Here is a 13401-nt window from a genome sequence, read left to right as displayed (position 1 = left end):
TCGCCCTAATTATTTTTATGCAGAAGTTTGACTATTTAACACGCATGCCCGGTTGTGCGCCATCGTCTGGGTTTAATATCCACAAATCTTCACCACCTGGTCCGGCAGCTAAGACCATGCCTTCTGACATGCCAAAGCGCATTTTACGCGGTGCTAAGTTAGCTACCATTACCGTGTGCTTACCAATTAAATCTTCAGGTTGATATGCTGACTTAATACCGGCAAATACTTGGCGTGTTTCACCACCTTCTTCACTATCAAGTGATAAGGTAAGTTTTAAAAGCTTGTCGGCTTTTTCAACGTGCTCAGCATTAACAATTTTCGCAATACGTAAGTCAATTTTTGCAAAGTCATCAAACTGAATTTCTTCTGAAATCGGGTCATCAACTAATGGCTTGCCAGTAAGTTCTTGCTTTGGCTCTGACTTCTTAGCTTTTTTCTTATCCGCTTTTTTAGACTTCTCTTGTTCAGCTTTTGCCGCCAAATTGTCTTTTGATGCGTCAGTCATGGCGTTAACTTTATCCATATCAACACGCTGTAGTAGGGCTTTAAACTTATTAATTTTATGATCTGTTAATAAGGTTTTGTGACCTTCCCAGATTAATTCATCATTTAAGAATGCTGCTGTGCTGTCGGCTAAAACAGGAAGAACAGGTTTTAAATATATCATTAGGGTACGGAACATGTTGATACCTAATGAACAAATATCTTGAACCTCTTGCTGCTTGCTTTCGTCTTTCACTAACTGCCAAGGTTCTTTCACTGCAATGTATTCATTTACTTTATCAGCCAATGCCATGATTTCACGCATACCACGACCAAAATCACGAGACTCATAATGTGCCGCTATGCTATCGCCAGCGGCCATCACTTCGTCAGCTAGTGCTTGGTCATCAATATTTGTTGATAACATGCCGTCAAAACGCTTGGTAATAAAGCTTGCACAGCGAGAAGCAATATTAACCACTTTACCCACTAAGTCAGAGTTAACACGTTGCGCAAAATCTTCTAAGTTTAAATCTAAATCATCAATACGGCTGGTCAATTTTGCTGCGTAGTAATAACGTAGGTATTCTGGGTTTAAGTGTTCTAAATAAGTACGGCCCTTAATAAATGTGCCTTTAGATTTAGACATTTTAGCGCCATTAACGGTAACAAAACCGTGGGCGTAAACTGACGTTGGCTTTCTAAAACCAGCGCCTTCTAACATTGCAGGCCAGAATAAACTGTGGAAATAAATAATGTCTTTACCAATAAAATGATAAAGCTCAGCTTCTGAATCTAACTTCCAAAATGCGTCAAAGTCGATACCAGTTCTATCGCATAAGTTTTTAAAGCTACCCATGTAACCAATAGGTGCATCTAACCAAACGTAGAAGTATTTACCTGGTGCATTTGGAATTTCAAAACCAAAGTATGGTGCATCTCGGCTGATATCCCATTGCTGTAAACCTGACTCAAACCATTCCGCTAATTTGTTCGCCATTTCTTCTTGTAGGGAACCACTACGCGTCCATTCTTGTAGCATTTCGCCAAAAGCTGGTAAGTCGAAGAAGTAATGTTCTGAATCCCGTAATACCGGTGTCGCCCCTGAAACCACTGAACGTGGGTTTAACACTTCGGTTGGTGAATAGGTTTCACCACAGTTATCACAGCTATCACCGTTTTGGTCTTCACTTTTACATTTTGGGCAGGTGCCTTTTACGAAGCGATCAGGCAAAAACATACCTTTTTCTGGATCGTATAATTGCTCAATCGTACGGGTTTTTATATGACCTTTAGCATGTAAACGATTATAAATTTCTTCAGCAAATGCTTTGTTTTCATCGCTATGCGTTGAATGATAGTTGTCAAAGCTAATGTAAAAATCAGCAAAATCAGCCATATGCTCATCACGAACACCAGCAATCATTTCCTCAGGCGTTACACCAAGCTCTTGTGCTTTTAACATAATAGGTGTGCCGTGGGCATCATCTGCACAAACAAAGTAAGTTTCATGACCACGCATACGTTGGAAACGAACCCAAATATCGGTTTGAATATGTTCTAACAAATGGCCTAGGTGAATTGAACCATTGGCGTAAGGGAGGGCACAAGTAACTAAAATTTTACGTTTATCTGCTGATACTACAGATGACTTTGATAAAGACATATAAAGTTTACATATTATTGGTGGTAATTATGCGATGAATGGTACAGAATTTGTCACTACTTTTCATTAAGAATTATCGCCTTTATGTGATAAAGGTTAGATAAAATGCGTTTTAAAATGTTCTCAAATTTTTTCTCTAAAAATATGCTTTCAAAAAATGAACTTGATAACGAAATGGAGCAAGAAATTAATCAATTTCTTGACGCTTACCACTCTGCTGCATTTCCGGTCGGGCTTGTGTCGATAAGCCAATCTTTGCGCATGAGCTTAATTAACAAAGAATTGATAATTAAAGCCGTGTTACCTTTTCCTTGTGACGGTGAACTTCATGAACTTGCTGAACAACTAAGCTCGCAGATCAACTTACCAGTACATTTCGAGGTTGAATATGCTGTTGAGCCTGTGCGACAACATGCGATAAAAGGCATTAAAAATATAATTGCCGTGTCGTCAGGAAAAGGTGGTGTCGGTAAATCAACAACCGCGGTAAATTTGGCCTATGGTCTTATCGCAGAAGGTTGTAGCGTTGGCATTTTAGATGCTGATATTTACGGTCCGTCAATTCCAACTATGTTGGGTTTAAAAGGTGAAAAGCCAACATCGAGTGATGGTAAGTTGATTACGCCACTTGAAACAGGTGGTTTAGCGGCGATGTCGATCGGTTTTTTGGTTGATGATGCTAACGCGACCGTATGGCGAGGGCCAATGGCAAGTAGAGCATTTTCACAACTATTAAATGAAACAGACTGGTCAGATTTAGATTACTTAATTGTTGATATGCCACCAGGTACCGGAGATATTCAATTAACTTTGGCACAACAAGTACCCGTGGCTGGTGCCTTAGTAATTACAACACCACAAGATATTGCTTTAGTTGATGCGGTAAAGGGCATGGCGATGTTTGAGCAAGTTAAATTACCGGTATTGGGTATTATTGAAAATATGAGTTATCACCAATGTGAAAGTTGTGGTCATCATTCACATTTATTTGGTGAAGGTGGTGGCAAGCGTATTGCTAACACAGCTAAAACACAATTATTGGGACAATTGCCGCTTGATATTCGTATTCGTGAAGATGCCGACGGTGGTAGTTGTTTAATAAATGAAAATAGCGCTGGTGAATTAGCTCAGCTCTATCGTAAAATAGCGCGGAATGTTGCGGCGCAATTATATTATCAGTTAGATATGCGCAGCCCAACAACAGCTGAGGTTGTTGACAGTTAAAGCAAGGACTTGCAGAAAAATTTAATAGTGAAGTAGTTTAATGGCTATTTTATTTAACACCTAAATCTAAGAAGAATAATCATGAGATTGTGTGACAAAGATATTGAAGAAAGTATTAGCAAAGGTGAGATAAAAATTTCACCAACACCTGATAGCAGTATGATTTCAGGCGTCAGTGTTGATATCCGTTTAGGTAATGAATTTAGAGTATTTCAAGATCATACCGCGCCATATATCGATTTGAGTGGCCCAAAAGATGAAATGCAAAAAGCGATGAATTCAGTGATGAGTGATGAAATTTTCATACCTGATGGTGAAGCGTTTTTTCTTCACCCAGGAGAATTAGCCTTAGCGGTTACTTATGAGTCGGTGACTTTACCTGATAATATTGTTGGTTGGTTAGATGGTCGCTCTTCATTGGCACGCTTAGGTTTGATGGTGCATGTTACTGCTCATCGCATTGATCCCGGTTGGTCAGGGCAAATTGTTTTAGAATTCTACAACAGCGGTAAATTACCGTTAGCCTTGCGTCCGAAAATGAAAATTGCTGCACTGAATTTTGAAACTATGTCATCAAGTGCATTACGCCCTTATAACAAACGTGATGATGCTAAATACAAAGGTCAAATGGGCGCAGTGGCTAGTCGCATTAGCCAAGACGAACGCCAAAAGTAATATTTTAGTTACTTTGCCGTTAAGAAAAAAGCCAACAGAATTTTGTTGGCTTTTTTGATTATGAATTTACAATTAAGACTTAATTTGAATTAACAGCACTCGCTGGTGCTGTTTCATTTTCGCTTAGTGCTTTAGAGATACACATATTCAATGCGGCAATTAATTTATCACGGCTATGATAATGTGGAACCGTATCACTACCTAACTCATGATGACAAATGCTAATACGTGCTGACGTGGCTGTTTTATCGTGGCAAATTGCGCTATCAATAGGCAAGCAACCAATGTTCTCTTCAATCCATGCCAATTTCTCATCTAAAGTGATATCTGCGGCTGGACTATTTTCGGCAACAATATTATCAATAAACACCCGATGAGCATTGGTTTGCTTTAAAGCATTGCTGATATCTCGTACCAGCAATGGTGGAACTATGCTAGTTAAGAAACTGCCCGGACCCAGAATAACCAAATCGGCGCTTAATATGGCATCGATACAATTGGGTAGCGTTTTAACCAAAGGGGCCAACATTAAGTTTTTTGGCATTATCGGCATTTCATCGACAGATAGTTCGCCGACACGGCAGCGTCCCTCAGGATAAAACGCCATCAAATCGGTTGGTGTTTCAGACATTGGCAATACTTGCGTTTTAACACCTAACAAACGGCGAACAAGCTTAATGGATTCAATAGGGCGAGAGTGAATTTGACCCAAACCGTATAAGATAAGGTTACCTAGGTTGTGGCCACCGAGTTCATCTTCGCCGTCAAAGCGAAAATCAAAAAGTTGGCTACCCACGGATTGTTCATCGACTAATTGCGTCAAACAATTACGTAAATCGCCCCAAGCAATGGAACTACTGCGCTTTCTTAGACGGCCGGTAGAGCCACCATTGTCTGTCGTGGTGACAATACCCGTTAGTTGGTTGCCTAAAAAGGAGAGGGTGGAAAGTACACGCCCTAGACCGTGTCCGCCGCCAATGGCAACAACATTGAGCTCTTTTAGCTGCATATAACTATTATTTTTTTCAATTGAGCCTTAACCATAACGTTAATTATATGATAAATAAAGCGGCAAGCCATAGTTTCTGCGCAAGATAAGCTAGATAAATTGGCAGCTAAGCGCATATATTTTAATTAAGACTATGAAATGACATCAGAGTTTTTATTTTCTTCCTAACCATTCTTGCCACTATGTCTAATATAAACAGTTGATAAGACAAAATTTAGTCAACTTGTTCTATAAGTAATCAGTTAAATGAAATCTTTGAAAAAAATGCATTAATATCTAAAATAAGGGTTGACAGTATCATGGTCGCTGCTTAGAATGCGCCTCGCTTTCAACGAGTAACTCGATTACTTGTTTGGAGGAGGATTAAGATAAGTATTAGGCCACTTGTTTTATTTCTATGTGGGGCTATAGCTCAGCTGGGAGAGCGCTTCGCTGGCAGCGAAGAGGTCTGCGGTTCGATCCCGCATAGCTCCACCATTATTATTTAGTCATGTTAATCGCATGATTAAAAGATAGATAAAAAGATAAATGTAGTTGGGTAACGATTAAATTATCGGATTACACAAATAAGCTGTAATGGTTTGTTTTATCGTTTTAGTGTCCCTATCGTCTAGAGGCCTAGGACACCGCCCTTTCACGGCGGTAACAGGGGTTCGAATCCCCTTAGGGATGCCACTTCTTCGGAAGACTTCTACGGAAGTAAAAAGAAAATGAGTTCGTGTTTTAGACACAAACAAGAAATATATATGTAAACCATAAGTTCACTAGGCTAGAGCTTTATACGGTTTTATTATACTAAGTATTTCAAGTTATTAATGTGTCCCTATCGTCTAGAGGCCTAGGACACCGCCCTTTCACGGCGGTAACAGGGGTTCGAATCCCCTTAGGGATGCCACTCATTTTTAGTTAGATAAGTTTAATGGTAAGTGTTTTTGACACATACTATGGAATATATAAGGTTGTTATAAGTTCACTAGGCTAGAGCTTTATACGGTAGCTTTATAATTAAGTATTCCATTTGGTATTAATGTGTCCCTATCGTCTAGAGGCCTAGGACACCGCCCTTTCACGGCGGTAACAGGGGTTCGAATCCCCTTAGGGATGCCACCATTAACTTAGATTGATAAATGTTTTTTGACGTTTAACAATCAGATACAAAACGTGAATGGATTAACTTGTTTAACTTTAATCACATTGTCTTGTGTCCCTATCGTCTAGAGGCCTAGGACACCGCCCTTTCACGGCGGTAACAGGGGTTCGAATCCCCTTAGGGATGCCACTATTTATTTTGCTTTTATGCAAGTATTCAGTGCTTAAAAGTGAAAATAAAAAAACCGACTTTAGTCGGTTTTTTTATGCCTGAAATTTGTGGTATTGATTCTACTACGTATCCAAAAAGCATCAATAAATTGCATTATATACTTCAAAAATATATTGTTGATATAATTAAGTTTTTATAGAAAAATTAATTGCTTGATGGCGAGGGAACTTGCATATTGGCCAATAATTGGAGGTGAGCATATTTTAAAATATTATGTTATTTACTTAGTGTTTTTTGCTTTGTATTTTAAAGTTTGAGTTTATTTATCGAAAAAGAAAAATAAGGATGTTAAATGATTAAAAAATATTTATTTTCACTTGTAATGGCAGCATCATTCATAGTTTCATCTGTTGCTGATGCCGGAATTATAGATTTAAGTAGCATATTACTTGATGATACTAAAGCAACACAGCTTGAAAACTGGATTGGGCAAGGAGACTTAGATTGGGATAGTATTTGGTATGGAGCGTCAGGGCAAAATGCGACAGCGGCCTCTTGGCATAGCGCTGTTGACAATATTGGTGCTACCGTATCTATCTACGATTTTTCATATCAAGGTCAAAACTTTTTAGTTGGTGGTTATACCGATCTGAATTGGGCATCCTCTGGCTTTAAGTTTGGACAGGGTAATTCATTCCTTTTTAATCTAGATACAAATGAAAAATTTAATTTCGTAAATGGTTTTAGAGAAATAGAAGCCCAGAGCCATTATTTTGCAACATTTGGAAATGGAGTCGATTTATTTGGTGGTCTGGATGTACTAGGTGAAGTCAATGGATTTAGTTATGATTTTTCATATACAACAGGTTCTCATAACGCAGGACAACTTATGGGAGTTCGTTGGGACCAAAATTCAGATCTCAATAATCTGACGGTTAATGCCTTAGAAACATTTACATTTTCTTTAGCTGCACCTGTACCAGAACCAACTTCATTAGCTATCATGGTCTTAGGTCTTTTAGGTTTAATAGGCTTTCGTTCAAAAAAAGCATAAAGTAAAGCTGAAGTTTAGCTTAGTAATGGCACTTTCGAGTGCCATATTATTGCTGGTAATAAATTTTATAACCTCATATAAAGTTTACCTCAGTGACGCTATTAGAACTAAAATATGAGAACGTAACCTCTGCCAATCATTCCAGAACATAAATCACAAAGTTAGCTAATACGAATATAGACGAGAGCCTATAGGAATTACTTAGTTGAGAACGCCTTTGTCGATCTAACAAAGGCATGTTCAATTATTAAGCTCACTAATACCGTGTTAACTTGCTTAATCAATTTCATTAGCTAACTTGGCTAAATAGATATTAGTATGAAATTTATCGTGTTTATGTCTGTTTAATTAAATTGATACTTTCTTCAGCAAAACCAACACCAGCTTCATTGTAAAAGTTAAACACCTTATCTACGCCAAAGCTCTCTAAGGCAATACGTTCATCCTCATAGCGAGCAATTGCGGCAATCTTTCCGGTATAGTTTGTGCGTTTTATTTGTGCGGTAATATTCATAATGTCTTGTACTGACGGCAGCGCTAATAGTGTTAATTCAATTTTACTGAGATCAATGCTCTCCCAAAAATCTGCATCTTCAGCATCACCAACATAGGCTTGTATGCCGTTCTTATTTAACCATTTTACTTTATTCTTGTCGGTGTCTAAGCCCCAAGCTTGATTCTCTATTTGTGCATTCAAGGCTCGATAGGCCCCCATGCCAACACGACCCATACCGATAATGGCGATAGGCGCTTCACAAGGCTGGACAAAGTTATCTTCCTCTAAGCGCTTTTTACTTTCAAAACGCTTAAATTTTTCTTTGTTATTAGCAAAGTAGTCGTGAGCAAAGTTGTATAAAATATTGGTTATAATAAATGATAGTGAAACTGCCAGCGACAATATCACTAGCCATTCAGGTGAAAGCCAACCTGATTTACTACTTAACGCCGCGACTATTAGTCCAAACTCACTGAAATTACTTAACGCTAAAGCAGATAGAAAGGCTGTTCGTCCACGCAAGTTGAGCTTTACCAATATAAAGAAAAATAAGAGGAATTTAATTGGTAGTAGCAAGGTTAAAATGGCAGCTATCGCAAGCATCTCTAGGGTAGGTAAAGCGGTGAAACCTATAGATAAGAAAAAGCCAATTAAAAATAAGTCTTTAAAACTAAGTAATGATTTGGTTATTTCACTGGCTTTGCCATGAGATGCTAGATACATGCCGACAAGTAGGGCACCTAAATCGCCTTTTACTTTCATCAATTCAAACAGTTCATAGGCGCCAAAAGCCATGAAAAAGCCCATTAACGGAAGTAGCTCGCCATGTCCTACTTTGTCTATTAATTTATTAATATAAGGTTTTAAAGGAATGAGCACCAATAATAATGCCACCCAGGGGCTTGGTATTTTGCCGGTAGCAACAACTAAAAATATCACCGCAACGATATCTTGCATAACCAAAATGCCGATAGCGAGTTTACCGTGGCGGGTGCGCATTTCACCATGATCTTCCATTAGCTTTACAACACAGACGGTACTGCTAAAACTTAATGCGAATACAATTAACGCAGACGTGGTTAAACTTAAGCCACTGACAAAGGGGATGGTAACAAGTGCAATGGCTTTTAATAGTACTAAGCCAATCAATAGCCATAAAACCGTATGACTTAAACTACCTAGCCAAACTTCTTTTTTCATTAAGTCTTTTATATTTAATTTCAGCCCTATGGTGAATAGCATTAGCGTAATGCCAATGTCAGCAAGGGTGGTTACCATGTCGTCAGCCTGATAACCGAGAAAGTGGAGAATAAAGCCTGCGGCCAAATAACCAATAGAAGGGGGTAATGAAACCAGTTTGGTTAACAAACCACAGATAAAAGCAAAACCTATCCAGATAAATTCCATTTTTAAATTAAAGCTCCGTTGTCATCAATTTCGCAAGTTGTTGCCCAACATAATCGGCAATTATCGGTTGCGCTTTTGCGTTAGGGTGAATGCCGTCAGCTTGCATTAATGCTTTATTAGTGGCGACTGCCTCCATAAAAAATGGCAGTAGCGTGATGTTGCGCTCTTTGGCGACATCTTCGAAAACTTGCTCAAACATTTTATTGTATCGAGGGCCATAGTTTGGCGTTATTTTTATCTTAATCATTGAAACTTTTATGTTTTTATCTTGTGCAAGCTTGATCATTTGTAACAAATTATTTTTAATTAATTTAGGAGAATAACCTCTTAAACCGTCGTTACCACCCAACTCAATTAATAAATGGTCGACTTTCTCATTGGCTAAAATACCGGCTAACCGAGATAAACCGCCACTCGTCGTTTCACCACTAACACTGGCATTTATTATTGTGTAAGGTTGTTTCTGTTGTGTAAGAGCTTGGTTCAATAAATGAACCCAGCCTTGAGAGGGTTTCATCCCGTAACTTGCGCTGATACTATCACCTAATAGTAAAATGTTGCTCGTTGGTGTGATAGCTATCGGGTTTTCAACCGTATTGTTTTCTACTGCTGCATTGGCGGTAGTAATAAGTAGTAAGCTAATAAATAAGATAAAAAGTGGATAATTTTTCATGCATCTAAATTCCGAGAGTATTTTAAGCGTTAAAAGCTTAACTAAATCAGTTCAAGTTGAAGATAAAACCTTAACCTTACTTCAACCACTTCATTTAACCGTTGCCGCAGGTGAGTCAATTGCTATTGTTGGATCTTCTGGCTCAGGTAAAACAACGTTATTATCAATTTTAGCAGGATTAGATCTGCCAAGCTCTGGCGAAGTGTATCTTAAAAACCAACCATTACACCAGTTTAATGAAGAGCAACGTAGCCAAGTTAGGGCGCAACATGTTGGCTTTATATTTCAGCAATTCTTATTGATTAACAGTTTAACTGCGTTGGAAAACGTGATGTTGCCGGCAGAATTAGCTAACTTGCCTGACGCCCAAGCAAGAGGGGAAGCGTTGCTAGAGCAAGTTGGTTTAGCAGACAGACTGGATCATTACCCATCACAGCTCTCTGGCGGTGAACAACAGCGTGTTGCTATTGCCCGCGCTTTTATTGCTAAGCCTGATATTTTGTTTGCTGATGAACCGACGGGTAATCTTGATAGTAAGACCGGACAGCATATTACCGATTTAATTTTTGACTTAAATGCTAAAGAAGGCACCACCTTAGTGTTAGTAACACACGATGCTAAATTGGCGGCAAGATGTCAGCGCCAAGTTGAAATGGACAGCGGTATGTTGAATGAAAAAGCTGCGGATCCTGAAATTGAAAATGTTAATGTTAATGTTCAAGCCACGCAAGCGAACGATATTGATAGCCAAACTTCAGTTCCACAAGTAGGTTAACTATGATCACTGTTAATCAAAAAGCGTCTTCGGCCTGGTTCGCACAATCATTACGCTTGTTACATCATGAGCTTCGCCGTGGTGAATTGACAATAATATTTCTCGCCATTGTTTTGGCTGTTGCCACGGTATTTTCATTAACCGGTTTTTCAGGACAAATTAAACACGCCATTGTTGCCAATAGTACCAATACCATAGGTGCCGATCGGGTGTTAAGAATGTCTGCGGAAGTTGATAAAAGCTTTCTCGAAAAAAGTCAGGCTTTGTCGCTAAACCATGCGCGAAAAATTGAAACTGAGTCAATGGCATTTGCTGGCGACAATATGTTGCTTAGTGAGATTGATGCGGTTTCAGCAACATATCCATTGCGTGGTGAGCTGCGAGTTAAAACATCGTTATCACAAGCAAACAGCATATTAGTTAATGCTCCTAAGCCAGGTACTGTCTGGGTTGAGCCTAGTGTGTTAAGTCGTTTAAATGTCAATATTGGCGATATTATTGAAATTGGTGTTGCACCACTCACCATTGCCGGCATAGTCACCGACATTCCCGACCGCTCTTATCGCGCCTTTATAGCTGGGCCAACGGTGATCTTAAATATTGCTGATATGCCAAAAACAGAGTTGATACAGCCTGGTAGCCGTATGACCTATAAATATCTCTTTGCCGGTGAAACTGATGATATTGAAGCGTTTGAAGCATGGGTTAAACCACAAATTAATGATGCTCAACGTTGGTATGACGCGAAAGCGGCACAAAATCGGTTATCAAGAATATTAGATACGGCTGAAAAGTTTCTGTCTTTGGCCAGTATGCTAGGTATTGTTTTAGCTGCTGTTGCGGTGGCTGTGGCAAGTCGTCGCTACGGTCAACGCCACCAGTCAACCGTGTCAATTTTTAAGGCTATGGGTGCATCAATATCTCATGTGAGAAAATTATATTGTTTACATTGGACGTTATTAAGTTGTTTAAGTATAGCTACCGGTTTGGTTGTGGGTTATGGCCTGATGTTATTAGGGGTTAATGCCATTGCAAATTATTTGTCGCTGGCTGATGCACCACTTACATTTACGCCTTTTTTAACTGCAATATTTACTGGCTTATTGTGTGCGATTGCCTTTGCGATTCATCCGATTAGTGTTTTAGTGAATAGCTCACCGCTTAATGTTATTCGCGGTTTTAGTCAGCAGCAACCGGCTCGTTTTGGTTGGCATCAAGCACCGCCGTTATTAGCATTATTTGTTTTGCTTTTCATCTTCAGTCAAAATCTTGTGATGAGTGCCGCATTATTATTTGGTGGCATAGTGGTTGCCTTTATTCTGCTGCTATTTGGTCGTGGATTGATGAGTGCTGGTCGCAGTGTCGGTACAAAAGCCGGTAAGTCATGGCATTTAGCACTGGCGAATTTAAAACGCCGTGCCAGTGAGAATAGTGTGCAATTAGTTAGCTTTACGATTGCTATCAAGTTGTTGTTACTAATTACGGTGATGAAAAGTTCGATTTTATCGGAATGGGAACAACAATTTCCGGATGACACCCCTAATCACTACTTGATTAATATTGCTCAAGAGCAAATTGCACCATTACAGCAATTTGTTGATGAGAATAACATTGCTAACCAAGGTTTTTATAACATTTATCGTGCTCGTTTGGCGGCAATAAATGGTGAAAAAACTATTCGAGAAGAAGATAGTTCTCGTCAAGAACCTAGTTCTGAGCAAAATAATGAGAAAAAAGCTGAAACGGATAGCGATGAAACTAAACAGGAAGGCCGACGAGGAGCAGGGCGAGAGCTCGGACTCACTTGGCGAAATGAGTTGCCGGTTGAGAATGAAATCATTGAAGGACAATGGTGGCAATTTGATGATGAACAACCACAAGTGTCTATCGAAAGTTCCATGGCAGAACGCTTGGAAATTGCTTTAGGCGATGAATTAACTTTTACCTTGGGTTCTGATGAATTTACCGTACCAGTGACTAGTATTCGTAAAGTTAATTGGCAAAGCCGACAGTTAAATTTCATTATGGTGTTTAACCGCCATGTGCTTGAACAATTTCCAACAACAGCTATTTCAGCTTGGTCGGTTTCCGAACAAGACCGAGATATGATTTATCGTTTTATGGCGAACTTTCCTACCATAACCTTAATGGACTTTGCTGCCATTATGGCGCAGCTTAATAATATTATTGAGCAAGTCTCAGTGGCGATTCAATTAATTCTGATCCTTGTTGTTCTTGCCGGCAGCTTAGTATTGATTGCTCAAGTACAGGCGAGCATGGAAGAACGAGAGCGCGAACTCGCTATTTTGCGAACGTTAGGGGCTCGCGGTAAATTACTTCGTAATAGTGTGCTCTATGAATTCGTTGCCTTGGGAGCTATTGCGGGTTTAATGGCAAGTATTGGCATGGAAATAGCCGTTTATATATTGCAAAAGCAAGTTTTCCAAATGGCGGGTAGTTTTCATTTTCAGTATTGGTTGGTTGGTATTGGCGCAGGAGCATTATTTGTTGGCTTAATCGGTATGCTAAGTTGCTGGCGATTGTTGAACTTATCAAGCGTAACCTTGATCCGAAGAACCATGTAATTTCATTTCTATGCAAAACTATGCGTGTTTAACACTAGCTACCCAGCTATGAAATCGCGTATAGTTTTAATCACTTATATTTAATTTGAT

General features: G+C 39.2%; 9 protein-coding genes and 5 tRNA genes. 10 read left to right on the top strand and 4 right to left on the bottom strand.

What is annotated here, in order from left to right; genetic code table 11:
* Positions 1 to 31: 31 nt before the first annotated feature.
* The gene (gene metG, locus AC27JP_RS10780) at positions 32 to 2152 is read right to left on the bottom strand and encodes a methionine--tRNA ligase (protein WP_487114875.1); all 2121 of its coding nucleotides are present in this window, start codon (positions 2150 to 2152) and stop codon (positions 32 to 34) included.
* Positions 2153 to 2257: 105 nt separating this feature from the next.
* Here metG and apbC point away from each other — a divergent pair, with 105 nt between their 5' ends.
* Entirely contained in the window at positions 2258 to 3376 is a 1119-nt protein-coding gene (gene apbC, locus AC27JP_RS10775; RefSeq protein ID WP_487114873.1) for an iron-sulfur cluster carrier protein ApbC, read from the top strand.
* A gap of 81 nt (positions 3377 to 3457) precedes the next feature.
* Positions 3458 to 4051, top strand: a complete 594-nt coding sequence (gene dcd, locus AC27JP_RS10770; protein ID WP_487114871.1) for a dCTP deaminase — start codon at positions 3458 to 3460, stop codon at positions 4049 to 4051.
* A 79-nt stretch (positions 4052 to 4130) separates the two neighbouring features.
* Here dcd and AC27JP_RS10765 read toward each other — a convergent pair whose 3' ends face one another.
* The gene (locus AC27JP_RS10765; protein WP_487114869.1) at positions 4131 to 5060 is read right to left on the bottom strand and encodes a gluconeogenesis factor YvcK family protein; all 930 of its coding nucleotides are present in this window, start codon (positions 5058 to 5060) and stop codon (positions 4131 to 4133) included.
* A 401-nt stretch (positions 5061 to 5461) separates the two neighbouring features.
* On the opposite strand from AC27JP_RS10765, the gene AC27JP_RS10760 reads away from it, so the two are divergent.
* The 6 genes from AC27JP_RS10760 to AC27JP_RS10735 all read left to right on the top strand — a co-directional run bounded on the left by AC27JP_RS10760 (position 5462) and on the right by AC27JP_RS10735 (position 7375).
* Positions 5462 to 5537, top strand: a tRNA-Ala gene (locus AC27JP_RS10760).
* A gap of 122 nt (positions 5538 to 5659) precedes the next feature.
* Positions 5660 to 5735: transfer RNA gene (locus tag AC27JP_RS10755), tRNA-Glu, on the top strand.
* 144 nt (positions 5736 to 5879) lie between these two features.
* Positions 5880 to 5955 (top strand) — tRNA-Glu (locus tag AC27JP_RS10750).
* 136 nt (positions 5956 to 6091) lie between these two features.
* A tRNA-Glu gene (locus AC27JP_RS10745) sits at positions 6092 to 6167 on the top strand.
* Between the two features lie 96 nt (positions 6168 to 6263).
* Positions 6264 to 6339, top strand: a tRNA-Glu gene (locus AC27JP_RS10740).
* Positions 6340 to 6673: 334 nt separating this feature from the next.
* A complete protein-coding gene (locus tag AC27JP_RS10735; RefSeq protein ID WP_487114867.1) occupies positions 6674 to 7375 on the top strand; it encodes a PEP_CTERM-anchored TLD domain-containing protein in 702 nt (233 codons plus the stop codon).
* A 334-nt stretch (positions 7376 to 7709) separates the two neighbouring features.
* Here AC27JP_RS10735 and AC27JP_RS10730 read toward each other — a convergent pair whose 3' ends face one another.
* Positions 7710 to 9278, bottom strand: a complete 1569-nt coding sequence (locus AC27JP_RS10730; protein ID WP_487114865.1) for a cation:proton antiporter domain-containing protein — start codon at positions 9276 to 9278, stop codon at positions 7710 to 7712.
* A 7-nt stretch (positions 9279 to 9285) separates the two neighbouring features.
* Positions 9286 to 9951 carry an arylesterase gene (locus AC27JP_RS10725; protein WP_487114863.1) on the bottom strand — a complete coding sequence of 222 codons (666 nt, stop codon included), beginning with the start codon at positions 9949 to 9951 and terminating at the stop codon, positions 9286 to 9288.
* On the opposite strand from AC27JP_RS10725, the gene AC27JP_RS10720 reads away from it, so the two are divergent.
* Positions 9950 to 10726, top strand: a complete 777-nt coding sequence (locus AC27JP_RS10720) for an ABC transporter ATP-binding protein (RefSeq protein WP_487114861.1) — start codon at positions 9950 to 9952, stop codon at positions 10724 to 10726. The genes AC27JP_RS10725 and AC27JP_RS10720 overlap by 2 nt on opposite strands.
* Before the next feature lie 2 nt (positions 10727 to 10728).
* Positions 10729 to 13311 carry an ABC transporter permease gene (locus AC27JP_RS10715; RefSeq protein ID WP_487114859.1) on the top strand — a complete coding sequence of 861 codons (2583 nt, stop codon included), beginning with the start codon at positions 10729 to 10731 and terminating at the stop codon, positions 13309 to 13311.
* The last annotated feature ends 90 nt before the right edge of the window (positions 13312 to 13401 follow it).

Source organism: Colwellia sp. SU-HH01172 (genome assembly GCF_057553355.1).
This window is presented reverse-complemented; position numbering and strand designations above follow the sequence as displayed.

Excerpts from the sequence above, each read along its gene's own strand:
- AC27JP_RS10730 (WP_487114865.1), bottom strand. The coding sequence starts at position 9,278 with ATGGAATTTATCTGGATAGGTTTTGCTTTTATCTGTGGTTTGTTAACC.
- dcd (WP_487114871.1), top strand. The coding sequence starts at position 3,458 with ATGAGATTGTGTGACAAAGATATTGAAGAAAGTATTAGCAAAGGTGAG.
- metG (WP_487114875.1), bottom strand. The coding sequence starts at position 2,152 with ATGTCTTTATCAAAGTCATCTGTAGTATCAGCAGATAAACGTAAAATT.
- AC27JP_RS10715 (WP_487114859.1), top strand. The coding sequence starts at position 10,729 with ATGATCACTGTTAATCAAAAAGCGTCTTCGGCCTGGTTCGCACAATCA.
- AC27JP_RS10725 (WP_487114863.1), bottom strand. The coding sequence starts at position 9,951 with ATGAAAAATTATCCACTTTTTATCTTATTTATTAGCTTACTACTTATT.
- AC27JP_RS10720 (WP_487114861.1), top strand. The coding sequence starts at position 9,950 with ATGCATCTAAATTCCGAGAGTATTTTAAGCGTTAAAAGCTTAACTAAA.
- apbC (WP_487114873.1), top strand. The coding sequence starts at position 2,258 with ATGCGTTTTAAAATGTTCTCAAATTTTTTCTCTAAAAATATGCTTTCA.
- AC27JP_RS10735 (WP_487114867.1), top strand. The coding sequence starts at position 6,674 with ATGATTAAAAAATATTTATTTTCACTTGTAATGGCAGCATCATTCATA.
- AC27JP_RS10765 (WP_487114869.1), bottom strand. The coding sequence starts at position 5,060 with ATGCAGCTAAAAGAGCTCAATGTTGTTGCCATTGGCGGCGGACACGGT.